The sequence below is a fragment of the Streptomyces sp. NBC_01546 genome (genome assembly GCF_045208355.1).
GTDB lineage: Bacteria > Actinomycetota > Actinomycetes > Streptomycetales > Streptomycetaceae > Streptomyces.
In genome coordinates this window covers 99,343-123,939 of record NZ_CP109379.1, presented here as the reverse complement: position 1 = coordinate 123,939, position 24,597 = coordinate 99,343, and the positions used below count along the sequence as shown (strand labels likewise).

At 69.7% G+C, this 24,597-nt stretch carries 21 protein-coding genes and 1 pseudogene; 13 read left to right on the top strand and 9 right to left on the bottom strand.

Annotated elements, in window-relative coordinates:
- Nucleotides 1–81: 81 nt before the first annotated feature.
- Nucleotides 82–1,425, bottom strand: coding sequence for a phosphoribosyltransferase family protein (locus OHA89_RS00570; RefSeq protein WP_406364858.1), 1,344 nt, complete (start codon nucleotides 1,423–1,425; stop codon nucleotides 82–84).
- 768 nt (nucleotides 1,426–2,193) lie between these two features.
- On the opposite strand from OHA89_RS00570, the gene OHA89_RS00565 reads away from it, so the two are divergent.
- The gene (locus OHA89_RS00565) at nucleotides 2,194–3,321 is read left to right on the top strand and encodes a site-2 protease family protein (protein ID WP_406364857.1); all 1,128 of its coding nucleotides are present in this window, start codon (nucleotides 2,194–2,196) and stop codon (nucleotides 3,319–3,321) included.
- Nucleotides 3,322–3,432: 111 nt separating this feature from the next.
- Here the strand turns inward: OHA89_RS00565 and OHA89_RS00560 are convergent, their stop codons facing one another.
- Both OHA89_RS00560 and OHA89_RS00555 read right to left on the bottom strand, forming a co-directional pair.
- Complete coding sequence (locus OHA89_RS00560; RefSeq protein WP_266616608.1) at nucleotides 3,433–4,341, bottom strand: universal stress protein; 909 nt, start codon at nucleotides 4,339–4,341, stop codon at nucleotides 3,433–3,435.
- A 228-nt stretch (nucleotides 4,342–4,569) separates the two neighbouring features.
- Complete coding sequence (locus OHA89_RS00555) at nucleotides 4,570–5,652, bottom strand: YbhN family protein (RefSeq protein ID WP_406364856.1); 1,083 nt, start codon at nucleotides 5,650–5,652, stop codon at nucleotides 4,570–4,572.
- A 406-nt stretch (nucleotides 5,653–6,058) separates the two neighbouring features.
- Between OHA89_RS00555 and OHA89_RS00550 the strand changes: the two genes are divergently transcribed.
- Nucleotides 6,059–6,466, top strand: coding sequence for an STAS domain-containing protein (locus OHA89_RS00550; RefSeq protein WP_266616606.1), 408 nt, complete (start codon nucleotides 6,059–6,061; stop codon nucleotides 6,464–6,466).
- A gap of 283 nt (nucleotides 6,467–6,749) precedes the next feature.
- On the opposite strand, the pseudogene OHA89_RS00545 reads toward OHA89_RS00550, so the two are convergent.
- Together OHA89_RS00545 and OHA89_RS00540 are read right to left on the bottom strand one after the other, a co-directional pair.
- Nucleotides 6,750–7,126: pseudogene (locus OHA89_RS00545) on the bottom strand (CBS domain-containing protein); the annotation flags it as partial.
- Nucleotides 7,127–7,197: 71 nt separating this feature from the next.
- Nucleotides 7,198–7,662 carry a cyclic nucleotide-binding domain-containing protein gene (locus tag OHA89_RS00540; protein ID WP_266616605.1) on the bottom strand — a complete coding sequence of 155 codons (465 nt, stop codon included), beginning with the start codon at nucleotides 7,660–7,662 and terminating at the stop codon, nucleotides 7,198–7,200.
- Nucleotides 7,663–8,070: 408 nt separating this feature from the next.
- Here OHA89_RS00540 and OHA89_RS00535 point away from each other — a divergent pair, with 408 nt between their 5' ends.
- The gene (locus OHA89_RS00535) at nucleotides 8,071–8,709 is read left to right on the top strand and encodes a hypothetical protein (protein WP_266616603.1); all 639 of its coding nucleotides are present in this window, start codon (nucleotides 8,071–8,073) and stop codon (nucleotides 8,707–8,709) included.
- Nucleotides 8,710–8,726: 17 nt separating this feature from the next.
- Here the strand turns inward: OHA89_RS00535 and OHA89_RS00530 are convergent, their stop codons facing one another.
- Nucleotides 8,727–9,785 (bottom strand): NAD(P) transhydrogenase subunit alpha, encoded by a 1,059-nt coding sequence (locus OHA89_RS00530; RefSeq protein WP_266616601.1) that lies wholly within the window; start codon nucleotides 9,783–9,785, stop codon nucleotides 8,727–8,729.
- 99 nt (nucleotides 9,786–9,884) lie between these two features.
- Between OHA89_RS00530 and OHA89_RS00525 the strand changes: the two genes are divergently transcribed.
- The 10 genes from OHA89_RS00525 (at nucleotide 9,885) to OHA89_RS00480 (ending at nucleotide 22,401) form a co-directional block, all read left to right on the top strand.
- Entirely contained in the window at nucleotides 9,885–13,532 is a 3,648-nt protein-coding gene (locus OHA89_RS00525; protein ID WP_266616600.1) for a hydantoinase B/oxoprolinase family protein, read from the top strand.
- A gap of 399 nt (nucleotides 13,533–13,931) precedes the next feature.
- Complete coding sequence (locus OHA89_RS00520) at nucleotides 13,932–14,468, top strand: hydrogenase maturation protease (RefSeq protein WP_266616599.1); 537 nt, start codon at nucleotides 13,932–13,934, stop codon at nucleotides 14,466–14,468.
- A 42-nt stretch (nucleotides 14,469–14,510) separates the two neighbouring features.
- A complete protein-coding gene (locus OHA89_RS00515) occupies nucleotides 14,511–15,680 on the top strand; it encodes a 4Fe-4S dicluster domain-containing protein (protein ID WP_406364855.1) in 1,170 nt (389 codons plus the stop codon).
- Nucleotides 15,677–16,180: a cyclic nucleotide-binding domain-containing protein gene (locus OHA89_RS00510; RefSeq protein ID WP_266616597.1), complete on the top strand. Its 504-nt coding sequence runs from the start codon at nucleotides 15,677–15,679 to the stop codon at nucleotides 16,178–16,180. Before OHA89_RS00515 ends, OHA89_RS00510 begins: the two co-directional genes overlap by 4 nt.
- The gene (locus OHA89_RS00505; RefSeq protein ID WP_266616596.1) at nucleotides 16,177–16,983 is read left to right on the top strand and encodes an FAD/NAD(P)-binding protein; all 807 of its coding nucleotides are present in this window, start codon (nucleotides 16,177–16,179) and stop codon (nucleotides 16,981–16,983) included. Before OHA89_RS00510 ends, OHA89_RS00505 begins: the two co-directional genes overlap by 4 nt.
- 1 nt (nucleotide 16,984) lies before the next feature.
- Nucleotides 16,985–17,803 carry an oxidoreductase gene (locus tag OHA89_RS00500; RefSeq protein WP_406364854.1) on the top strand — a complete coding sequence of 273 codons (819 nt, stop codon included), beginning with the start codon at nucleotides 16,985–16,987 and terminating at the stop codon, nucleotides 17,801–17,803.
- Nucleotides 17,800–19,164, top strand: a complete 1,365-nt coding sequence (locus OHA89_RS00495; protein ID WP_266616593.1) for a Ni/Fe hydrogenase subunit alpha — start codon at nucleotides 17,800–17,802, stop codon at nucleotides 19,162–19,164. Before OHA89_RS00500 ends, OHA89_RS00495 begins: the two co-directional genes overlap by 4 nt.
- 222 nt (nucleotides 19,165–19,386) lie before the next feature.
- Nucleotides 19,387–20,262, top strand: coding sequence for a universal stress protein (locus tag OHA89_RS00490; protein ID WP_406364853.1), 876 nt, complete (start codon nucleotides 19,387–19,389; stop codon nucleotides 20,260–20,262).
- A gap of 103 nt (nucleotides 20,263–20,365) precedes the next feature.
- Complete coding sequence (locus OHA89_RS00485; RefSeq protein ID WP_406368339.1) at nucleotides 20,366–21,841, top strand: AAA family ATPase; 1,476 nt, start codon at nucleotides 20,366–20,368, stop codon at nucleotides 21,839–21,841.
- A gap of 368 nt (nucleotides 21,842–22,209) precedes the next feature.
- Nucleotides 22,210–22,401 (top strand): hypothetical protein, encoded by a 192-nt coding sequence (locus OHA89_RS00480; protein WP_008734969.1) that lies wholly within the window; start codon nucleotides 22,210–22,212, stop codon nucleotides 22,399–22,401.
- A gap of 176 nt (nucleotides 22,402–22,577) precedes the next feature.
- Here OHA89_RS00480 and OHA89_RS00475 read toward each other — a convergent pair whose 3' ends face one another.
- Genes OHA89_RS00475 through OHA89_RS00465 form a run of 3 tightly spaced genes read right to left on the bottom strand, consistent with a single transcriptional unit; the run spans nucleotide 22,578 to nucleotide 24,488 of the window.
- Complete coding sequence (locus OHA89_RS00475) at nucleotides 22,578–23,234, bottom strand: CBS domain-containing protein (protein WP_266616589.1); 657 nt, start codon at nucleotides 23,232–23,234, stop codon at nucleotides 22,578–22,580.
- Between the two features lie 9 nt (nucleotides 23,235–23,243).
- Nucleotides 23,244–23,870 (bottom strand): CBS domain-containing protein, encoded by a 627-nt coding sequence (locus OHA89_RS00470; protein WP_266616588.1) that lies wholly within the window; start codon nucleotides 23,868–23,870, stop codon nucleotides 23,244–23,246.
- Between the two features lie 12 nt (nucleotides 23,871–23,882).
- Nucleotides 23,883–24,488: a CBS domain-containing protein gene (locus tag OHA89_RS00465; RefSeq protein WP_323186130.1), complete on the bottom strand. Its 606-nt coding sequence runs from the start codon at nucleotides 24,486–24,488 to the stop codon at nucleotides 23,883–23,885.
- Nucleotides 24,489–24,597: the final 109 nt, after the last annotated feature.

The window sequence follows — 24,597 nt, the reverse complement described above, 5'->3', positions numbered from 1 at the left end:
GGCGCGCGCGAACAGAGGGGTCAGGGCAGCGGGACAGATGAGGCAGGCTGGGACATCCGGCTTCGGCAGCGCGCGCGGCCATCACGTCTCTCGGTGTTCGTCGGACCTGTGGGGAACGACGCCGAGGTGGGGGAGATGGCGGACGAACCAGTCCAGCGCGGCGTCGGCCACGGCGTCCAGCGCGCCGGGTTCCTCGAAGAGGTGGGTCGCACCAGGAACCACCCCCATCTGGTGCTCGCAGCGCAGGTGCGCCGCGGCCTGACGGTTGAGGTCCAATACCTGATCGTCGGCTCCGCCGACGATCAGCAGGGTCGGAGCACGTACGGCCGCGAGCCGGGAGACCGCCAGGTCGGGGCGTCCGCCCCGCGAGACGATCGCGGCGATGTCCGATCGCGGTTCGGCGGCGGCCATGAGCGCGGCCGCGGCGCCCGTGCTGGCGCCGAAGTAGCAGATGCGCAGGGCAAGCCGCGCCCGGATCCATCCCGTGGCCTGAGTCAAGCGGAGGGCGAGGAGCGGTACGTCGAAGACCTTCGCCCGGTCACGTGCCTCGGCCGGGGTGAGGAGATCGAAGAGCAGCGTCGCCAGCCCCGCACGGTTCAGGACCTCGGCCACGTGGCGGTTTCGGGGACTGAGGCGACTGCTGCCGCTGCCGTGCGCGAAGACGACGACGCCCTCGGCGTCCTTGGGCACGGTCAACAGCCCGGGCAGCGCCGTGCCTCCCGCGTCCACCACCACTTCACCAGTCTGTGGCGCGACCCGATCTGAAGCCTGTGCCGGTGCTGGCGGGCGTGCCCGCGCCGCCTCGGCCAACAGCGCGGCGACCTCCTCGTCTCCCACCTGCGAGAAGTCCTCGTACCACTGGCCGACCGCGGAGAAATGACGGGGCACCGACAGGCACACCACCTCGTCCGCCTCGCGTCGAAGCTGTTCCAGTGCCTGGGGAGCCGCCACGGGAACGGCGAGGATCACCTGCTCAGCCTCGTGCTCCCGCGCAACCTCGCACGCCACGGACGCGGTCGATCCGGTGGCGATGCCGTCGTCCACGACGACCACCGTCCGTCCGGTGAGCGGGATCCGTTCCCCTCCCCGGCGGTAGCGTGCCTGTCGCCGTTCCAGCTCCGCCCGTTCGGCTTCCTCGACCCTGGCGCAGTCCCGTTCTCCGAGGCCGGCTGCACGGACCGTCGCTCCGTTGATCAGCCGTACGCCGCCCTCGCCGATGGCGCCGAAGGCCACCTCGGGTTGGAAGGGCACACCGAGTTTGCGGACCACGATCACGTCCAGCGGTGCGCCCAGGACGCGTGCGACCTCTGCGGCCACGGGTACTCCGCCGCGGGGGAGCCCGAGTACCACCGGCTCGACCAGCCCGAGCCGGGCCAGCTCACCGGCCAGTTGTCTGCCAGCGGCCGTTCGATTGGAGAAGAACATACCGCGTCTCCTTTCACGGCCCCGATCCGTCAAGCGTCCGCAGAGACACCGGCCGGAGGGCCGGGTCGGAACCAGACGGTTTCGGTGGCAGGCCAGGCCGCGGTGGTGCGGGGTTCGAGCTCAGGAGCCCCGACAACCTGCGCATCACGTGCTGGCGGGCACGCAACAGAACCCCTGACTTCAGGGTCGTACCGGTGCACGAAGTCCGCATCCGGATGGTGCCCGCGTCACGCCGATGGACCGAGCGGTCTGCTGCCCGCACGCGAGAAGCCCGTCGGGCCACCGCCTGTACGGCCGGGGCGCCTCACCACGAGATCGGTCCGTGGACACCATCCGGGTCCGCGAACTGGTCGGCTGATCCGCACCGCGTCGTTGCCAGCCGGTGAATGCGGCCGAGACCACCGGGCCAGGCTTCCGTGCAGAGTGCAGCCAGTTGCCGAGCATTCCGTGCCTAGGACCAATGGGGACAGGAGCGGGACCAGTCGGCCCCTGTGAGGAGACGGGCCGGTGTCTAGCCTGGTGAGTGGGCTGCGAGGGGAGCGTGGGACTCGGCTTCGCCGGTGTCAACGGCGACGAGGCCTTGCCGGATCACCGGCTTGTGATGGCCCCCGATACGCAATCCGGGCGAGAGATCTCACCTCGCAGGCCCCGGGGGCGTGGCACGGCCTGTCGACTGGCGAGGTCGAGAACGATCTGCGGGGGCGCGACGCTGGAGGAACCGTGAAGCCGACATTCGTACTGGGCTGGATCGCGGGAGTCCGGGTCGGTGTGCACTGGAGCATCCTGGTCATCTTCATGCTCATCGCACTCGGGCTGGCCGAGGGACGGTTGCCGGATGCTTACCCGGGGCGCTCCTGGTGGGTGTACTGGCTGGTGGGGCTGTTGGCCGCCTCGCTCTTCTTCGCGTCTCTGCTCGCCCACGAACTGGCCCACGCCGTGGTGGCCCGGCGCAACAAGGTGGCAGTGGACGACATCGTGCTGTGGCTACTGGGCGGCGTGGCCAGGCTCAGGTCGGAGGCATCCACGCCCGCAGCCGAACTGCGGATCGCCGGCGTCGGACCCCTCGTGAGCCTGGCTCTGGGGGTGGGCTTCGCGCTGGCCGGGTGGCTGGTCGACACTGCTGCCGGGCCCGGGCTGGCGAGCGAGGCGCTGATGTGGCTCGCGGTGATCAATCTCTTGCTGGCTTTGTTCAACTCTGTGCCGGCCTCTCCATTGGACGGAGGCCGACTGCTGCGCGCCTTCCTCTGGTGGAGGACGGGAGACCGGGCACGGGCCACGGCCGGTGCGGCAGCGGCGGGGCGCGGGTTCGGCTGGTTCCTCCTCCTGTTCGGTCTGCTGCTGTTCGCGCGCGGTGACGTGGTCGGCGGGCTGTGGCTCGTCATGATCGCCTGGTTCCTGATCGCCGCCGCGACCGCGGAGGGGCAGCAGGCACAGTTGCGGGCGGTGCTGGCGGGTGTACCGGTGCGGCATGCCATGACGCCCTCCCCGGTCACCGTTCCCGCCGGGTTGACCATTGCGGCGCTCCTGGCAGATCCCCGCTACCGCTACCACCACTCGGCTTTCCCGGTCATCGGTGATGACGGACGCTCCCTGGTGGGGCTGTTGACGCTTTCCTCGGCAGGGCGGGTGGCCGAGAGGCGACGCGAGGTGACGAGGGTTCGGGAGGTGATGGTCCCGCGGTCGGACGTCACCGTCGTCGGCCCGGACGACCAGTTGGCTGAAGTGCTGCCGCAGATGCTGGCGGGGGGAGGGCAGCGTGCCCTCGTCGTCGACGAGAGCGGCAGCCTGGTCGGCATCGTCGCGTCCTCGGACATCAGTCGCACCGTGTCCTGGCTGATGACGGCCCCCGCCAAGGGGCGCCCACACAGCGGCGGCGGCCCCAGAGATATGCCTTGAGCAGCAGCGGGTTCCACGCGGAGCGGCGGGTGGCTTCCCGGATCCGCTTCGTTGGGACCGCATGGCCCTGCGGCGGCGCAGGAGGGTGTGCCGTAATGGTCATCCCTTAGGTCATGGTGCTGCCTGAGCCGGTGCGCCGTGGTGCTGTGGGACGACTGCGACGGGGCAGAGGGCATGATGCAGGGCTCGGTGGGCGACCCTCCCCAGTTCCATGCCGATCAGGCTGCCTGGCCGCCGTGCGCCGACGATCAAGAGGTCTGCTGCGGCGGCCCGCTCCGTGAGCACCTTGCGTGCGTTGCCTTCGAGTGCGGTGCGGCGGAGCCGTACCTGTGGATGTTCCCGGGCCGCGGTTTCCACGGCTTTGTCGAGGAGCGTTTTCGCCCGCTCCTCGTGGTCGCGGGTGGCGTCGCCGGGCAGGACCATGTGGTCGACCGGTTCGTGTGGTGAGCGTCGCCAGGTGCAGACGACATCGAGTTCCGCGTCCCGTGCGGCGGCCTCGCGGAAGGCGAACCGTACGGCTGGAGAGTCGACGTCGTAGGGGCCTATGCCGAGCAGTACGCGCCCGTGGCGTGCTTCCAGGGCGTGCCGGTCCCCGCGCACGACGACGACTGGGCCGGAGGACCTGGCGGCCACGACCAGGGCCACGGATCCGAGCAGAAGGTCGGCGAGTTCCCCACGTCCGCGCGAGCCGACGACGACGGCGTCTGCCGTGCGTCCCTCGCGCAGCAGAGCGCTCGCCGCGTCCTCGGCCGTGATGTCCGTCGTGACCTGCAGGCCGGGTGTGCGTCGCCGGACGCGCTCGGTGCAGACCCCCACGATGTTCTCGGCGAGGATCTGTCCGGAGGGACGGTCCAGGCTCCAGGCTGGTACGGCTCCCTCGTACCGCTCCCAGAACGAGGCGTAAACGATGCGCAGGGGGAGCGCGAGTCGTACTGCCGCGTCCGCTGCCCAGTCCGTCGCGGTGAGACTGGAATCGGAACCGTCGACGCCTACGACAAGGGGAGCCGGGGTCTTCATCATCCCCACCGCCTCTCGAGACTCAGATCGACTCACTGGCACGTTCACACCAGACCGGGACAGCCGCCCGGTCCCCGGTCTCAACTCGTTTGGGAAGCCACGGCCGCGTGGCAGCCTTAGCAGGACCCGGCGGCCGTCTCGCAGACCACGTCGCGGTTGACGACGGCAGGTGAAGTACCTGTTCTTCCATTCTCGCCCTGCAGCGGTGAGGCGCTGCCCGGGCACGGCTTCTCACGCCTTCGGCCGTCTTCGTAGAGTGACCGCCCCATGACGCGAGGCGATGGTGAGGACAAGCCAGCTCACCCAGCCGATCGGCTGCAGCACCCAGTAACTCGCGATCCGGTACAGGAGTGTGAGCGCGATGGCCTGATCCGCGGGGAGTCCGTAGAGGACCAGGAGCGCGGCGAGGCTGGTTTCGATGACTCCGAGGCTGCCGGGTGTGAGCCGCAGGGCCCCCGTCATCTGAGTGAGGGTGTAGGCGATCAGTGTGCCCGGCCAGGGCGGCGCGATCCCCAGTCCCCATGCGCAGGCGATGAGGCAGGCCACATCCAGAATCCAGTTCGAGACGGCCAGGGCGAACGGCGCCAGCCATGGGCGCACGCCGGGCCTACTTACTCGAACCTGTCGGACGAGGCGGGACAGCCCTTCCTCGATGTCCCACATGCGGGGGGTGCGGACTCCGATCCTTCGCCACAGACGCCATGCGCGGCGCCGCAAGGAAGGAAACCGTGACAGGGTGACTACCGCGGTGGCGGCGAGCACGAGGGCCACTGTCAGCCAGAGCACGGCGGAGCGCAGACCGGCGGCGGGCCCCGGCCCGCTGCCGGTAAGGACACCGACCACCAGCAAGAAGAACAGGGCGAGAGAGGACAGCAGGCCGGAGACCGCGAGGACGGACCCTGCGAGCACCAGCGGTACGTTTCGGCGCCGCAACTGCCCGAACAGCCATGCAGCGGCGAATGCCGCACCACCGGGGAGTGCTCCAGCCACTGCGTTGGCTGCGGCGACCATGGCACCCATCAGGGCGAATCCCAGACGGGCACCACCCAGCTTCAGCAGCCACCATTGCATCGCCGCCATACACGTCAGGGACAGCACCTCAAGCAGGGCGCCCAGTACCAGCCACGCCGGCGGCACCGCCCCCATCAGGCGGAGGGCCGAGGCGATGTCGTGGCGCCGGTTCACAGCGGCGACCGCGGCAGCCGTCACGAATACGGCCGACAGCAGCCACCACAACGGGTGACGGGCCGACGCGGGCAGCGGCCGGGGAACCGGTTGCCCGGTACCGTCCGATTCGCCAGTTCCATGCGCCATACAGGCCACGTTACGGACGGGCTTGCCGTCGGCGCGGCATACCGTCCGCCGCGCACCAGCCCGGCTCTGCGGATCAGGACGATTGCGGTGATGATCTCCGGCAGCGGGCGTACGCCGCAAGGTCAGTGCCCCCTCAAGGCACGACCGGTTCCGCCCCGGGCGGTCGTCGAATCCCCAAACACTCGGGCGCCGATGGTCCTGGCACTCTGTACCCGGCGCGTCTCTCCACTGCCGCAGCCCCGGCCTGCCCCTCACTCCCGCTGCACTCGACGCCGTCAGTGATCGGCGCGGTGAGCCAGGCCACCCATCACGCGCACAGAGCTTCAGCGAGCCTCGCGTCCGTTCGGGGGACACGGGGCCAGGATGGGGGCCGCAGGCGCGGGGCCGCCGGTGGAAGGAGAGTGCATTGATCACCATCGACGTTCAGCACCGTGGCAGTTCGGCCATGGTCGGCATCAGCGGGAAACTGGACGAGAGTGCGGGCGCGCTGCTCCAGCGGGCCTTGGACGACGTCACCGTTTGCGAGCGGGATCTGATGGTGGATCTGCACGGCCTGCTGTCCATGGACGCCGACGGACTGCTGCACCTCTTGGAGCTGCACCGGCGCGCCGAGCGCCTGGGGCTGCGAGTGCTTGTTGTCGGCTGGCAGCCCCAGCCGCAGCAGATGATGGCCCAGGTTGCCGGGATTCCTGGTCCGGGATCGGCCACCGGGGAGCGATACGCACTGGCAGGCTTCCGCCTCCTGATCGAGCAACGGGCGCAACATGCACGAGACATCGCCGACTTCGGTGACGGATGGCTGCCCCGCGTTTAGGGCTTCGGCAGCTGAGCCGCACAGGTCAAACGGTGCGGCGCGAAGCGGTCAGCCGGTTGGCCAGCTCCACCGTGCCCGGTACGTCAAAAGAACCAGTAGAGGACGTACCGCCGTACTCGCCATGCCGGTGGGCTCGGCGGAGGCAGCAACGCCTGCGGCTCCGTGAGAAGTCCGACGGGCATCTCACGTGAGGAGCAGCTCCTGATGATCGCTGCTCAGCCACCGGATCAGGTGGCTGAGCCCGACCGGGGCCGGACCAGAGCCGCTCGTGGGGCGCCGGAGTGAGTAGGTCACTACGGCTGACAAGGCCCTGCAGCAGGCCGATGGCATTGACCACCGGCAGCCGCTTCACGCCCTTCCTGGCCATGATGCGGGCGGCTTCGGCGATCGTGGCGTCCGGGTGCACGGTGACGGTTGGGCTGGATATGAGCTCCTCGGCGAGCACCGCTCCGGCTTGGGGGCCTCCGCCAGTTGCTCCGGAGATCTCGGGTTGTCCCGCCGGAACTCCGCCTTGGGTAGAAGATCGGCCTCGGAGACGACGCCCACGACGTCTCCTTCGCCCTCCAGCACCGGCAGGGCGCTGACCTTTCACTGATCCATCAGCTCGACTATGTCCTTGTACGAGGCCTCGCGGCCCACGGCGATGGCCGTATGCGAAATCACGTCGCTGATGCCCTAACGGGTTGCGTGCATTACCGGCTCCTTGGATCCCGCTCTCGGTCCGTGGCGGCTCACAGCGTGCTGCCACTCCCGTGGGGGGCGTACAGGTCGAGCAGGCGAATCCGTGCGGAGAGAAGCCGGTGGGCGAGTACCTGACCCACCCAGTGGCCGATCGCGGACCCGAACGCCGGGTCTGCGTCCATCATCATCCGCACGGCCGCGGCGTCGAACTCGTGGGTACGTACAGGTGTCATCGCCTCGGCGCCGAAGTGCCATGTGTAGGGGCGGAACAGCCAGGACCAGCCGACCAGCTCACCGGGACCGAGGCTCTCGATCACCGCAGGTTTCGTGCCGGGCACCTTGACGTCGAGAGTGACGGTGCCGGTCCGCACGATCCAGAACCGGTCTGCAGGGCCTCCTTCGCTGAAGATCCGAGTTCCCTCCACGAAGTTCACCTCGTGGGCCACGCTCATCAGCCGTGTACGGTGCTCCGCCGAGAGGGCGGCAGTGATCCGGATGGGAGAAGGGGTGCTCATGGCGGCCTCCGTTCGAGTGCGTTTCCAGTCTTGCTCAGAGGTCCCTCGCCAGGCATGGGCCGACCGGCCCCACAGGTGGCCCAATCAGACCCGCACGAAGTGCAGCCTTCTCCGAATGCGGCGCGCAGGGGCTCGCAGAGACCCGGCAGGTCCAGGTGGAAGCGGCCGGGACCGGAGACCGTCCACCGGTACGCGCACGCAGGGGATTGGATGGCAACGGGAGCTGTGGTCACCCGGCGCTGGCCGAGCGGCCCTGGTGAGGGTGTCGTGAGGCGTGGCGTGCCGACGTCCGGCAGGCTGTTCTCTGCCATGCTTGCGCGGTTGCGAAAGCTGCCGCGGCTGCGGTTCTCGGGATGCCGCGGCCGACGCGGCCGACGGTTCGGCCGGCCGCAGGAGCGGGAGCTCGACATGAGTGAAAGAGCGCTGGAGCAGACGGAGCAGGCTGTCCGCCGTGTGGCGCACGTGCTTCGGTTGGCTCACGCCGCCGTAGGCCAGGCGGCAGGCTTGCTGGCGACGCCCGAGGCCGGGCTGGAGCAGGGGATGATCACCCTGAGCGGAGCGCTGGGCGAGCTCCGGCAGGAGACGGACGAGCTGGTCGCGGCAGATACTTCCATCGGAACGATCGAGGAGGCAGACCTCCGATCCCTGGTGACGGACATGTACGTCGGCCAGGACGCGGGGCGCATCGATCTGCTGATCCGTCAGGTCGGTGACATCGCGTGGGCGCGCCGGTCGAGGCAGCCTCTTCCCGACGAAGTGCGGTTCCGCGTACGTGACATGGGTGATGACTGCCTTGCATTGGTCGGACGGGTGGCTGATGTCGTTGAGCTGTCCGCGCCTCATGCGGTCATGGACAGGCAGGTGGAGGACATCGACCGTCGCCAGCAGGAGCTCTGTCGCGTCCTGCTGTCCAGCAGGGACTTGCTCACCACCCGTGACGCCGTCGACGCGGCGGTCCTCGGCCGCTGCTACCAGGAGTGCGCCCAGAGAGCCGTTGCCGTGGCCCGTCACATCGCCCTGCTACAGGAGACAGCACCAGGGCGGTGAGCAGGCCGGCCGGCGGGTCAGGGCAGGCCGGCCACAGCGGTCTGCTCCACGATCAATTGCCACACGCCCTTGTGTAGGACCACGTTGCCGTGGGTGACCAGCATTGCGGTCTGGACGGGGTCGGCCGGGTCGATCAGCAGTTCACCGTCACATACGAGGTGCCCGAGTAGTGCCGTGACGTTGTGCGAGTATGCCGCGGAAGCCGCTTGGGGGATGCGCTCCGGGAGTCGGCCGGCGCCGATCAGGGTGACGCCGGGGCCCACGGTCGTCGTGGACTCCGGCAGAACGCCTTCGACGTTTCCGCCGTCCGGTCCGACGGCGGTATCGATGATCACGGAGCCTGGCCGCATGCCCGCCATGGCCCGTGCCGTCACCAGCACCGGTGGCCGTAGGCCCCGGCGGGGGCGGACCGTGGTGATGACGATGTCGGCACCGGCCACCAGGCCGGACAATGTCGGACCGTACGGCGGAACAAGATCGCTGACGGCTACGGTCGCCCCCAGCAGGCGGAGGATGTCTGCAGCCTGCCGGGCGGCGGCATCGGAGCCGAGGACCAAAGCCCGTACCGCCCGGGGAGCGGCAGGAACAACCGTGCCCGACAGGGGATGCCCGAACCGGTCGGCTGCCAGCAGCGCCGCCTTGTAGCCGGCGAGCCGGTCCTGGGAGGCGACGGCGTCCATGGGCCGGGCCAGTACCGAGCTGTCGGGAGCCAGGTCCAGCCCGATGGCGGTCACGCCCTCGTCCGCCCACCGCCGCACGTCGAACGGAATGCGCAGGGGATCCAGGAGCGCGATCAGAACCTGTCCGTGGCGAAACCGGTGCCCCGCCGGGAAGGCGGGCGGTCGTACGCCCACGAGGATGTCCGCGCGATGGAGCAGTTCGTCGCGCGTCGCGACCCGCGCACCCGACTGCCGGTAAAGGAGGTCGGGCAGCCAGGAGGCTGCTCCGGCCCCCGATTCCACCAGCACTTCCAGCCCGAGCGCCTGCACCGCGCCCACGGCGTCCGGCACGAGGGCAACGCGACGCTCCCCGGGCGCGGTCTCCCCGCACACGCCGACGATCATGGGAGCCGTCACTGCTGCACCACCCTCCGAACGCGTTCCCCGTTCAGTATGGATCTCGCTCAGGGCGAGTCGCATGGTCACTGAGCGTGCCGCACGGGTAATGCTGGGTACATGGCCCCCAGTACCGGTCTCGGATGGCAGTTCTGGGTCGACCGAGGAGGCACGTTCACCGACATCGTGGCCCGCTCCCCGGACGGCGAACTGCTGACCCGCAAGCTCCTTTCAAATAATCCGGCCCGCTATCGCGACGCGGCCGTCGCGGGAATCCGCGCGCTGCTCGGCCTTTCCGAGCAGGAAGGGATTCCCGGCGGTGCGATCAATGCGGTGCGGATGGGCACCACGGTGGCGACCAATGCCCTGCTGGAGCGTGCTGGTGAGCCGACCGCGCTGGTGATCACCCGCGGCTTCCGGGACGCCCTGCGCATCGGCTACCAGAACCGCCCCCGGATCTTCGAGCGGGAGATCGTCCTCCCCGAAGCCCTGTACGAACGGGTGGTCGAGGTCTCCGAACGCGTCACCGCCGATGGCACGGTGCTGACCCCGCCCGATCTGGAGGCCCTTGCAGCCGAGTTGAGGAGCACGTACGCCGACGGGATTCGCGCCGTGGCGGTCGTCTGCATGCACAGCAGCCTCCACCCCGCACACGAGCAGGCGATCGGCGCCCTGGCCGAGCGGATCGGCTTTCCTCAGATCTCGTTGTCCAGCGAGGTCAGTCCGCTGATGAAGCTGGTTCCGCGCGCGGACACCGCTGTGGTCGACGCCTACCTCTCTCCCGTCCTGCGCCGCTACGTACAGCAGGTGGCCGATGAGCTGCGCGGCGTTCGGCTGATGTTCATGCAGTCCAACGGCGGTCTGGCCGAGGCGGGACACTTCCGGGGCAAGGACGCGATCCTGTCCGGTCCGGCCGGCGGCATCGTCGGTATGGCGCGCATGTCGCAGCTGGCGGGCTTCGAGAAGGTCATCGGTTTCGATATGGGCGGCACTTCCACCGACGTGTCCCATTTCGCCGGCGGGTACGAGCGGGTGTCCACCTCCCACGTGGCGGGAGTCCGGATCCAGGCGCCGATGCTGGACATCCACACCGTCGCGGCCGGCGGCGGGTCCGTCCTGCACTTCGACGGCATCCGCTACCGGGTGGGACCAGACTCGGCCGGAGCGGCCCCCGGCCCCGCCTGCTATCGCGCGGGGGGCCCGCTGACCCTCACCGACGCGAACGTGATGCTCGGTCGCGTGCAGCCGGCCCACTTCCCGCGCGTCTTCGGGCCCGACGGCGACCAGCCCCTGGACCACGAGGTCGTACGACGGCTCTTTACCGAACTCGCCGGGAAGATTCAGGCGCATACCGGCGACCGGCGTTCGCCGGAGCAGGTGGCCGAAGGCTATCTGCAGGTGGCGGTGGCCAACATGGCGACCGCCGTCAAAAGGATCTCCGTACAGCGGGGCCACGACGTCACCGAGTACGCGCTGACCTCCTTCGGCGGAGCCGGCGGCCAGCACGCGTGCGCCGTCGCCGACTCCCTCGGCATCCGCACCGTCCTCGTACCGCCCATGGCCGGAGTACTCTCCGCGCTCGGCATCGGACTCGCCGACACCACTACCCTGCGCGAGCAGTCGGTGGAACTGCCCCTCGAAGAGCCGACCATGGAGCGGATCCTCGCTGTGGCGCGCGAACTGGAAGACGCCGCCCGCGCCGTGCTCCACGACGAGGACGTCCCCGCTGACCGAATCCAGGTGTCGCGGCAGGCACGGTTGCGGTACGACGGCACCGACACGACCGTCACGGTGGCACTGGCCGACCCCACTGCCATGACAGCGGAATTCGAGCAGAACCACCGGGCGACGTACTCGTTCCTTCTGGACCGCCCCGTCATCGTCGACGCCCTCTCGGTGGAGGCGACGGGACTGACCCGGCAGCCCGATCTAGGCCGCCTTACCCCGACCGGAACGGCTGACGACGGCGCGCAGGAAGCGGACTCCGTACCGCTCCATACTGGCGGAACCTGGCGCGATGTCCCCCTGCGGCGACGGGAGTGTCTGGGATCGGGCGCCGTCGTGGCCGGTCCGGCCGTCATCGCCGAGGCCGACGCCACCACCGTTGTCGACCCCGGCTGGCAGGCAACCGCGACCACCACAGGGCATCTGCGTCTCGAACGCGTGGTCGGGCTTGCCCAGACCGGGGTCGAGACCAGGGCGGACCCCGTCATGCTGGAGATCTTCAACAGCCTCTTCGTGTCGATCGCCGAGCAGATGGGCGGCCGTCTGGAGGCAACGGCTCAGTCAGTCAACATCAAGGAACGACTGGACTTCTCCTGCGCGCTCTTCGACCCGGATGGCAATCTCGTTGCCAACGCCCCGCACATCCCGGTGCACCTGGGCTCGATGGGCACCGCCGTCAGCGAAGTGATCCGCCGCCGCCGCGGTGCGATGCGGCCCGGCGACGCCTACGCGGTCAACGACCCGTACCACGGCGGCACTCACCTGCCCGACATCACCGTGGTCACTCCGGTCTTCGACGAGCGGGGCGAGAGGGACGGGGCCCCTGGCGCGGAGATCCTCTTCTTCGTCGCCTCACGTGGTCACCACGCGGAGATCGGCGGCCTGACACCGGGATCCATGCCGTCGAACAGCCACGAGATCGACGAGGAAGGAGTGCTCTTCGACAACTGGCTGCTCGTCGAGAACGGCAGGCTCCGGGAGGACGAGACGCTGCGACTGCTGACGGATGCGCCCTACCCGTCGCGAGACCCGGCAACCAACCTCGCCGACCTGCGGGCCCAGATCGCCGCCAACCGCAAGGGCGTCGAGGAGGTCGGCAAGATGATCGACCACTTCGGCCTCGACGTGGTGCGCGCCTATATGCGACACGTCCAGGACCACGCCGAGGAGGCCGTCCGCCGCGCGCTCGTCTCCCTTGCCGACGGTGCGTACCGCTACGAGATGGATTCCGGCGCGGTCATCTCCGTACGCATCACCGTGGATCGCGAGCAGCGGTCGGCAACGATCGACTTCACCGGTACATCGCCACAGCTGGAGACGAACTTCAACGCGCCGACAGCCGTGGTGAACGCGGCAGTCCTGTACGTCTTCAGGACGCTGCTGGCCGAGGACATCCCGCTCAACGACGGCTGTCTCAGGCCACTGCGCATCATCGTCCCGGCCGGATCGATGCTCGCGCCGGTCTACCCCGCGGCCATCGTCGCAGGGAACGTCGAGACCTCGCAGGCGATCACCGGGGCCCTGTACGCCGCGCTGGGTGCCCAGGCAGAGGGCAGCGGCACGATGAACAACCTCACCTTCGGCAACGAACGCCACCAGTACTACGAAACCATCGCCTCCGGCTCCGGCGCAGGACCGGGGTTTGACGGGGCATCCGCGGTGCAAACCCACATGACCAACTCCAGGCTCACCGACCCCGAGGTTCTCGAGTGGCGCCTTCCGGTGCTGTTGGAGGAGTTCTCCGTACGCAGCGGCAGCGGCGGCGAGGGTCGTTGGCGGGGCGGTGACGGCACCGTACGCAAGATCCGCTTCCGCGAACCGATGACGGTCAGTACCCTCTCCGGCCACCGCAGAGTCCCGCCTTACGGCATGGCCGGCGGAGCCCCCGGCGGGCTGGGCGTCAACCACGTGGAGCGGGTCGACGGAACCTCCGTCCCGATGGCAGGCTGCGACTCCGTCGAGGTCCGGACCGGCGATGTGCTCGTGGTGGAGACCCCAGGAGGAGGCGGGTACGGCGAGCCGGGCCAAGAGGGAGAGCGATGATCTGGACGTCAGGGCGCGGGCGGGCCCTCATACGGCGATGAGCCGATCGGCCACCTCCGATACCCCGTCACTCTTGCGGATTTCGGCAAGGATCCTGCCCACGTCGGTTCCGCCCACAGAACCGGTGAGCGTACTGCCCCGCGTGTGCCGAGACCTGGAGTCCGTAACGGCCGAGGGAACCCCCAACGGGGAAGGATGACAAACCCGGGATGCAAGCATCTGACCACCGACGCAACGGATCACCGATGGCCGTAACGGGGGCGGGCACCTTGGTGGGAGGCCGGGCCCCGCACATCACTCGGTGCGGTGCCGTGCGCCGTTTGCCCCGTGGCACAGGACGTCATCCCGCGAGTGGGGCAGGCTGTGCCTGGAGACGCCCGGAGAAGGAAGCGGGTCCGTATGAAGCCGCTCGCCGGCACGGCGGTCATCGGGATCGGCAACGAGTTCCGGCGCGATGACGGGGTGGGGTGGGCCACCATCGCTTTGCTGCGCGCGCGGAAAGCGCAGCGACCTCTCCCGTCCGGTACTGAGCTCGCACAGTGTGACGGAGACCCCGGCCGGCTGATCAGCCTCTGGGAAGGCAAGGCCCTCACCTTCGTCGTCGACGCCTGCTTCCCACCTGCGGCGCAGCCCGGGCGAACACACCGGTGGTGTGTGGCCCCGGGCGAGATGCTGCACCCGGCTGCCGCAGGCAGGCAGAGCACGCACGGGCTCGGGCTCGCCGAGGCCCTCCTGCTCGCCGACAGTCTCGGGCGCGGCCCCGGCCGCCTCGTCGTGTACGCGGTCGAGGGGGCGGACCGCTCGCTGGGCACGGGGCTCACCCCGGCGGTGGCGGCCGCCCTGCCGCTTCTGGCCCTGCGCATCGAGCAAGACGTCCGCCAGCACCGCGAGCGGACTCGCCGGACCAGGTTCGAACCCGGGAGCCCGCAGGTCTGACATGCTGCCGGATCTAGGCACGTGGAGACCGAGAGGTGGACCATGACCGACGCTTCGGATGCCGGAGCCGTCCTCGACCACCAGACCGAGGCGGTCCTCGACCGCGACGGTCTGGCCGCGCTCGTGCGGGTCCTGAAGGCGCGCGGCCGCACGGTGATCGGCCCGACCGTGCGCGACGGCGCGATCGTCCTCGCCGAGCTCGACTCCGCCGATGCGCTTCCCTACGGGTGGGGGGTCGAGCTGGAGGCGGGGCAGTACCGGCTCCGCCGCCGCGAGGACGGGGCCGTGTTCGCGCACAGCGCGGGACCCCAGTCGTGGAAGTCGTTCCTGCATCCGGAGCGCGTCCGCCAGTGGTCCGCGGACCGCGGCCCCGACGGTGCGCCGGTCGTCCGCGAGGAGAAGCAGGAGAACGTCTCGTACGCGTTCCTCGGTGTGCGGCCCTGCGATCTGCGTGCCATTCAGATCCTGGACCGTGTGATGAGCGGAGGCCGGTACCGGGATCCCGCCTACCTCTCCCGGCGGACGGGTGCCTTCCTGATCGCGGCCGAGTGCACCGAGCCGGGTGCCACGTGCTTCTGTGTCTCGATGGGGAGCGGGCCGGCCGTCGACGCCGGGTACGACCTCGCCCTCACCGAGGTCGTGGACGATGCCGGTCACCGTTTCCTGTGCCGGAGCGGGAGCGAGGAGGGAGCCGCGGTCCTCGCGGAACTGCCGCGCCGGAGCGCCGATGGCTCCACCCGAGCGGCCGCGGCGCAGGCCGTGAGCGCCGCCGCCGAACGCATGGGCCGCTCCATGCCGCCGGTGGACCTGCGCACGCTCATGCGGGACAACCTGGAAGCGGAGCGCTGGGACGACGTCACGGCCCGGTGCCTGAGCTGTGGCAACTGCACCATGGTCTGCCCCACCTGCTTCTGTACCACCACGGAGGACGTCACCGACCTGACCGGGGATCACGCCGAGCGCTGGCGTCTCTGGGACTCCTGCTACGACCTGGACTTCTCGCTCCTCCACGGCGGCCCGGTCCGGGCCACCCCGCGCAGCCGCTACCGCCAGTGGCTCACCCACAAGCTGGGTACCTGGCACGACCAGTTCGACAGTTCGGGTTGTGTCGGATGTGGCCGGTGCATCGTGTGGTGTCCCACGGGCATCGACCTCACGGAGGAAGCCCACGCCCTGCACCAGGAGGCCACGCAGCGGGAGAGCACGCCGTGACCTCGCATCCGGTTGGTTTCCCCGGCGAGGGGGTGTTCACCGCTCTGACGGCGGAGCACCGCGGGAAGCTGATGGCCCTCGCCCGTGAAGTCGCTCTTCCGGGCGGCACGCGGATCTTCGAGGAAGGGGAGAAGGCCGACCGCTTCTGGGTCATCCGCTCGGGCACGGTCGCACTCGATGTCCACATGCCCGGTCGGGGGCGAGTGGTCGTCGAGACCATCGGTGCGGGCAGCCTGCTCGGCTGGTCATGGCTGTGCCCGCCGCGCCAGTGGCACCTCGCGGCCGAGACAAGGGACCCCGTCCGCGCCTGGGAGTTCGAGGCCGCCGCGGTCCATGACCTGTGCGCCGAGGACACGGCGCTGGGCCTGTCGCTGGTCACCGTCGTCGCCGAGACCATCGGCGACCGGCTCCGAGCCACCCGCACCCGGATGCTCGACCTCTACGGACCGCCGGGACCGCCGGGACCGCCGAGACCGCAGGGGAGCGGGCCGACACCATGACGCTCACGCCCCTTTCCTACCGCGTGGTGGACCGTCGCGACGAGACGCACGACACGGTCACGCTCGTACTGGAGCCTGCCGGGGATGCCCTGAACCCCTTCGCACCGGGCCAGTTCGCGATGGTGTACGCGTTCGGTGTCGGCGAGATCCCGGTGTCCGTGTCCCGGCTCGCAGATGGTCACCGGCTGACGCACACGGTCCGCGCCGTCGGAGCCGTCTCCCGCGCACTGTGCGCCCTGCGGACCGGCGGGTGGGTCGGCGTGCGCGGCCCCTTCGGTACCGCCTGGGACCCGGCCGCCGCTCACGGCAACGACCTGCTCGTCATCGCCGGCGGCATCGGGCTCGCTCCGCTCCGTCCCCTCGTCGACGCCGTTCTGGCCGAGCCCCAGGCGTTCGGGCGGCTGAACGTCCTCGCGGGTGCCCGGACCCCCGCCGATCTGCTGTACGGGGACGAGTTCCCCGCCTGGGGAAAGCCGTTCGGCGCGGTCACGGTCGACCGGCCTTCCGGCGGCTGGACCGGCCGGGTCGGCGTCGTCACCACGCTGCTCCGCGAGGCCCGGTTCACACCGTCGGACACGGTCGCCTTCGTCTGCGGCCCCGAGGTGATGATGCGCGCGACCGCACGCGCGCTGATCCACCAAGGGGTACGTCCCGACCGCGTCCGGGTCTCCCTCGAACGCAACATGCGCTGTGCCACCGGCCACTGCGGACACTGCCAGCTCGGACCCCTGTTGCTCTGCCGCGACGGCCCGGTCGTCGGCTACGACCAGGCCGAGCCCCTGCTCACCGTCCGGGAACTGTGAGATGAGCACCCCCACCACACCCCAGCCCCGTGCCCGCCCCCGCCTCGGCGTGTTCAAGTTCGCCTCCTGCGACGGCTGCCAGCTCACCCTCCTCGACTGCGAGGACGAACTGCTCGGCATCGCCGCCGAACTGGATATCGCCCACTTCCTGGAAGCGTCCAGCGATGCTGCTCCCGGCCCCTACGACCTCGTCCTCGTCGAAGGGTCGGTCAGCACACCCGAGCACGTCGAGCGCATCCGGCGCATCCGCGCCGAAGCCCGCCACCTCGTCACCATCGGGGCCTGTGCCACGGCCGGCGGTGTACAGGCGCTGCGCAACTACGCCGATGTCGAGGGGTACCTGGCGACCGTCTACGCCCGCCCCGACTACATCGAGACCCTCGCGACCTCCACACCGGTCTCGGCCCACGTACCCGTCGACTTCGAACTGCGCGGCTGCCCCATCGACCGCGGTCAGCTCGTCGAGGTCATCACCGCGTTCCTCGCCGGACGCAAGCCCGCCATCCCGAACCACAGCGTCTGCTTCGCCTGCAAACGGCGCGGCAACGTCTGCGTCACCGTCGCCCACGGCACACCCTGCCTCGGCCCCGTCACCCACGCGGGCTGCGGGGCCCTGTGCCCGACCTACGGGCGCGGCTGCTACGGCTGCTTCGGTCCGGCCGGAACCACAAACCTTCCCGCGCTGGTCCCGCTCATGCAGCGTGACGGGATGAGCGAGGAGGACATCGGCAGGTTCCTGCACACCTTCAACGTGACCGCCTTCACCGCCGTGGAGGAGCAAGGACAGCCCGGCGTGACCGACGCTGAAGGACCGGGATGAGCGATTCCACGCCCCGATACCAGGAGCTGCGCATCCCCTCACTCGCCCGTGTCGAGGGTGAGACCGCACTGCACCTGAGGATCCACGACGGCACGGTCACCGAAGCGCGGCTCAAGATCTACGAGCCGCCGCGGTTCTTCGAAGCCTTCCTCCTGGGCAGAGCCCACACGGAGCCACCCGACCTCACCTCCCGCATCTGCGGGATCTGCCCCGTCGCCTACCAGATGAGTGCCTGCCGTGCCATCGAGGACGCATGCGGCGTTGTGGTCGACGGACAACTGGCCGCCCTGCGCCGCCTGCTGTACTGCGGCGAATGGATCGAGAGCCAGACGCTTCACATCCACATGCTGCACGCACCGGACTTCCTCGGCGAGGACGACGTGATCGGTCTGTCCCGCTCCCATCCGGAGCACGTCAAGCGCGGACTGCGCTTGAAGCAGACCGGTAACGCCGTGGTCGAACTGCTCGGAGGCCGGGCCATCCACCCCGTCAACGTCCGGATCGGCGGCTTCCACCGCGCTCCGACCCGCGCCGAACTCCGACCCCTGGAAGAACGGCTGCGCACTGCCCTCGACGACGCCTGGGACACGGTGCGCTGGGTCGCCGGCTTCGAATTCCCGGATGCCGAGTGCACCGCCGACCTGCTCGCCCTCGCCGAGACCGGCACCTACGCCATCGAGTCCGGTGTCCCCAGCGTGCTCCCGTACGACGAGACGCTGCGCCCGTACAGTTTCCTCCTGCGGGACTTCACAGCCCACGTGGCCGAGGAGCAGGTCTCCCACTCCACCGCCCTCCACTCCCGGCTGGACGGCCGAAGGCATCTCACCGGCTCCCTCGCGCGCTGGGCAGTCAGCGGCCACCTGCTGTCCCCGCTGGCTCTGGAAGCGGCACGGGAAGCCGGGCTGGGCGACCCCCCGTCGCGCGCAGGTGCCGGGCGGGGAGAGGTCTGCAGGAACCCGTACCGAAGCATCCTCGTCCGGGCGGTGGAAGTCCTGTACGCGGTGGAGGAGGCCCTGCGGATCATCGCGGAGTACGAGCGTCCGGCCAGCCCGTACGTGGAGGTGCCGGCCCGGGCCGGCACCGGCCACGGTGCCACGGAGGCGCCACGCGGCCTGCTCTACCACCGCTACGCGTTCGACGACGGGGGGCGTGTCACGGACGCCCGCATCGTGCCACCGACCGCCCAGAACCAGGGCGCCATCGAGGAGGACCTGCGTAGGCTGGTCCAAGCCGGCCTCGATCGGGGCGAGGGCTCAGAGGCCGAGCTCACCCGGCTGTGCGAGCGGGCCGTCCGCAACCACGACCCGTGCATCTCGTGTTCGGCCCACTTCCTGGAACTGGACATCGAACGCACCCACTGATCACGCCCTGGAAGGACGGCCTCCTGTGCGCTGCGGGGAGGCTTCGGGCGCTCCTCGGATGACATGCGGCCGTAGCTCGGCGCGTTGGCACAGGTGCTCCGTCGAGTACCGCTTACGGTCACTTGCACGGCTACCGGCGCGAGCGCGGGGACGACAGGGCTCTGGGCCGCCGGATGGACACCTCACCGCCATTCCAGTCATCTACCAGACGGAGCAGTCGGCATGGAGCCAGTCGTCACCGTGGGCCTCGACGGCTCACCCGAGAGCCTCGCCGCCGCCCGTTGGGCCGCTGACGAAGCCGACCGCCGCAAACTCACACTGCGACTGCTGCACGCGTGGCCCCTCCTGGCGCCGGAACCGACCCACCGCCCCTCCGAGATGGATCAGAACTACTGGGCGAAGCGGATCGTGCACAACGCGAAGGCGGAGCTCCAAGCGCGCCACCCGGGCCTGACCATCGTCGGAAACCTGGTCGCCGAGGATGCGCAGGGGGCGCTGCTGAAAGCGGCGGCGGAGTCCGAGATCACCGTGCTCGGTTCGCGAGGACTGGAGCCCGTCGAGAGCTACTTCCTGGGCGACATCAGCATGCCCGTCGTGGCACGGGCCGAACGGCCGGTGGTCCTGGTGCGCGTCGGGACGCGCGATGAGGGTCCGCCGTCCGCTCCGGGCGCCTCGGGCGGCGTGGTGGTGGCACTGAAACTGCACGGTCCGTGCGACGACCTGCTCGCGTTCTCCTTCGCTGCCGCAGCAGCCCGGGGCGTGCCCCTTCGGGCCGTCCATGGCCGGAGCGTTCCCCTCCACGCTCACGCTCCCTGGGGCACGGACCATGACGTGACCGAGAAGATGACGCAGGAGGCGCAGAAGCTCCTGAGCGACGCCCTTCGCCCCTGGCGCGAGAAGTTTCCGAGTGTGGAGGTGGCCGACAGCATCGGTCTTGAAAGCCCCGCCAAGGCCGTGGTGCGGGCCGCCAAGGGCGCAGGGCTCCTGGTCGTCGGCCGCCGCATGCATCGGCCCGCCCTGGCACCCCCACTGGGTTCCGTGGCCACCGCCGCGATCCATCACGCGCGCTGCCCCGTCGCCGTCATTCCCCATGACTGAGCCGAGCTACAACGAGGAGCCGTCGGTGCCGGCGCACCGCACCGACGCGTCCGCGCTCCGGACCGGCACCGGCCTCGATGTTCCACCACTCCCGCGCGCAGAGGTGTGCGAGACGCACACCGCGGTCCTGTTCTTCGTCGGCGACCGCGCCTACAAGCTGAAGAAGCCGGTGGACCTGGGGTTCCTCGACTACACGACCACGGCCGCCCGGCGGATCGTCTGCGAACGGGAAATCGCCCTCAACCGTCGCTTTGCCCCTGACGTCTACCTGGGGCTGGGCGAATTTCGCGGACCGGACTCCGACACGCCCGAACCTCTCGTGGTGATGCGTCGTATGCCGGCGGAACGCCGCCTGTCCCTGCTCGTGAGTGAAGGCGCCGACGTCGACGACGCCCTGCGGTCCGTCGCGCGCCTGCTGGCGGCCCGCCACGCGGACGCGCCCCGCGGCCCGGACATCGACGAGCAGGGCAGGCGGGACGCGCTGTCCGCGCGCTGGGAAGCGAGCTTCACGCAGGTCAGGCAACTGACCGAAGACGGCCGGCTGCTCGACGGGGTGGAGGAGATCGAGCACCTGGTGCGTCGCTACCTCACCGGCCGCGAGACACTGTTCGACGCCCGTATCGAGCAGGGACGGGTGGTCGACGGCCACGGCGACCTGCTCGCCCAGGACATCTTCTGCCTCGACGACGGCCCCCGCATCCTGGACTGTCTGGAATTCGACGACCGCCTACGCTATGTCGACGGACTCGACGACGCGGCCTTCCTCGCCATGGACCTGGAGCAGACGGGTGCCCCGGAGGCCGCGGCGTTCTTCCTCGCCCAGTTCGGCGAGTACTCCGGCGACCCTGCACCGCCGTCCCTGTGGCACCACTACGTCGCCTACCGCGCGTTCGTCCGGGCCAAGGTGTCCCTGATCCAGGCAGCTCAAGGCGCCCGCGGCGCGCAGGCGGCAGCGCGGCTCCTGGTCACCACGACGCTGCGCCATCTGCGCACTTCCACCGTCGGCCTGACCCTCGTCGGCGGCCTGCCGGGCAGCGGGAAGTCCACGCTCTCCGGCGCACTGGCCGATCGTCTGGGCGTCACACTGCTCAGCAGCGACCGCCTGCGCAAGGAGCTGGCAGGCATCCCGGCGGAGGAATCCGCGGCCGCCGGGTACGGCGAGGGGCTGTACACGCCCGAGTGGACCGCGAGGACCTACGCCGCCCTGCTCGACCGGGCGTCCACCCTGCTGTCCCTGGGCGAGTCCGTCGTCCTCGACGCCACCTGGTCCGACGCGGGACAGCGCGAGGCTGCCCTGCGCATGGCCGAACGCACCAGTGCCGACCTGGTGGCCCTGCACTGCCGGGTTCCGGGCGAGGTGTCGGCCGCGCGCCTGACCACGCGCGCCCCCGGAGCATCCGACGCCACCCCCGAGGTGGCCAAGGCCATTGCAGCCACGGAGCCGCCGTGGGACGAGGCCGTCCCCATCGACACCGGCGGCCCTTTGAATGCCGCGGTCATCCAGGCGATGGCGGCCGTACGCCCGTATGGCTCCGGCCAGGCCCCGGTCTTCCGCCGCCCCTACATGGAGCCGGACTGAGCAGCGTGGCGAGCCTGTGTGCAGCCGCCCGCTCGCCGCAACGAACGTCCTGTTCCAAAGGGCCCGGGCGAGCCGGTGGTCCCAGCACGAAGCCAGGGCGGCTGATCACGACGACCGGGTGAATCAGGGTCTCTCCGGCATGACGCACGTGCAGGGGGAGGTAGTGCGGCCTCTATTGCCGGTGCCGGCCCGGCCGGAGAGAAGAAGCGCGAAGCGGACGGCCGCGGTGATTGCTTCGCCCTGCGGCAGATCTGTCTCGCCCCCGGCAAGAGCAGGTGCCGAATGCCTCCGGTGGACCCGCCCCTTGGCATGGCGCACAGTGGCACGTGACGCCGTACACCCGCTGTCTTGATCACGGAGGCTTTGTCATGACCCAGAGCACCCCTTCCGAACAGGACCGTTTGTCCCTCGTCGAAGCACAGGTGCAGACGCTCGCCCAGGCAGTGCGGGCACTGGCCGAGGGGTTGGAGGCCAACCCCTCACAGGAGACAGAAGGATCGGCCCACGCGGCGCGCGGCGCACGGCTCGCTCATGAGCTTCTCCTGGCCCAGGGCCTGTAGTGCCACTGGGAGGACCGCATGGTGGAAGGCGACGAGGATGGCTTCCCCATGCATGGGGGGAATGACCGGGATCCACTTGACGGGCCACGTCCACCGTGAGGAGGGGATGGTTTGACCGCGCCGACGTGCTGACCGGCCGCGGGGTCCGGAGGTACTCGACACGGTCGTTGGCTCGCTCAGGCTGAGGGCGTGTCGTCGATGGCGTATCCGAGACGTGAGGTGACGGAGACCACGCCGTCCACGGTCCGGCAGAGGCGCTCGATGAGTGGGATGAGGCTTTTGTAGTCGACCGTTCCTTGCAGCTCGACCCGGCCGTCGCTGACGGCCACGGTGATGGCCGAGGGGCTCTGGCGCAGGCTGAGGTCGAGCACGTCACCCATGATCTCGTGACGGATGTCCTCGTCGTCCCGCAGGAAGATCCGTAGCAGGTCCCGTCGGCTGACGATTCCGATCAGTACGTCCGCGTCGTCCACGACCAGGAGCCGCTTGACTCCTTGTGCTTCCATCAACCGGGCGGCTTCGGCGACGGTCCAGTCCGGCCGGGCACACACGGGGGGCGAAGACATCAACTCCTCGGCGCGCGTACCCGCGGCCTTGTCCTCCTGCCAGGCCTCCCGTTCGGGAAGTGACCTGAAGTAGTCGCTTTGGCCGGCGGACTTCGGCAGCAGGTCCCGTTCCGAGATCACGCCGAGCGGACGGCCGGCAGAGTCGACGACCGGGACGGCCGACACCTTGTGCTCCGTCAGGGTGCGGGCGATCTCCTTGAACGGAGCGTTGTTGGGGACGGTGACGACCTCGTGGGTCATCAGCTCGCGGACTTCCCGATGCTTCATGCTCTTCTCCTACCGCTCTGTGGGCGTTCGAGCGCCGACCGACACGTCGTCCTGTGCGTAGTCGAGCCGGTTGACCACGTCGACGACGCCGTCGACGCTCTGGCACAGGCGCAGCACGATGGGGACCAGGCTGCGCCGGCTTACGGTGCCGCTGAGGGTCACCAGCCCGTCGGTGACCTCGACGGTCAACGACGACGGGCTGAGCCCGAGGGTGTGGGTCACCACGTCTTCGAGGATTTCCTCCTGGATCGCGTGGTCCCTGCGAAGGAAGAGCTGAAGCAGGTCACTACGGCTCAGGATGCCGATCAGCCGGCCGGCGGCGTCCACCACGGGCAGCCTCTTGACCTGCCGCCCCCGCATGACTCGCGCCGCGCGGACGACGCTCCATTCGGTCTGTGCGGTGACGGCGGGGCTGGTCATGAGATCGGCGGCCGTGTTCGTGCCGCTGCCGGAGCTGCGCTTGCGCAGCAGGTCGGCCTCGGAGACGACGCCCACGGGGCGTTCGGCCTCGTCCACCACGGGCACAGCGGAAATGTCGAACTCCTTCAGGAGCCTGGCGATCTCCTTGAACGGGGTGCCCCGCTGGACGCTGACGGCTGTCGGGGTCATCAGGTCGGCGACGCTGCGGTGCCTCATCGTCGGCCTCCCTCACGCGCGGACTTCGGCGTCGAGGCGCACGGCCGTGACGTCCACGACCCCCGGTACGGTGCGTGCGACACGCACCAGCACGTCCTTCAGGGCCGGGTCGGGGATGGATCCGTCCAGATGCACGATGCCGTCGGCCACATGCACCTGGACCATGGCCGAGCCGGCGGGGATGAGCTCGGCCATGATCAGTTCGCGGAGCTCCTCGGCGATATCGGCGTCGGGGCGGAGATAGATCTTGAGGAGGTCGCTCCGGCTGACCACGCCGATCAGGCGGCCGTCGTCGTCGACGACGGGGAGCCGCTTGAGGTGGCCGCGGGCCATCATGCGGGCGGCGCCGGGGATGGTGGCGTCCTTGGTCACGGTGACCGCCGGTACGGTCATCAGTTGCCCGGCGGTGACGGCGCGGGACTCGTCCGTACCCTGAGCCTTGAGCAGCAGATCCGCTTCGGATACCACGCCGGCGACCCGTCCTTCCTCCGACAGGACGGGCAGGGCGCTGATCCGCCACTGCCGCATGGCCTCCACGACGTCCTTGAACGGTGTTCTGCGGTCGACGGAGATGACGGCATGGGTCATCACGTCCTCGACGGTGCGAAGGTGCTTCATGATGCCTCCATAGCGGCGTCTTGATACATCCGATCGTGGACACCTGTGCCCGCCTGGCGGTAGGGCCACCAGGGGATCACTTCGGGCCGATTGGCCCTGTTCGCCAGGT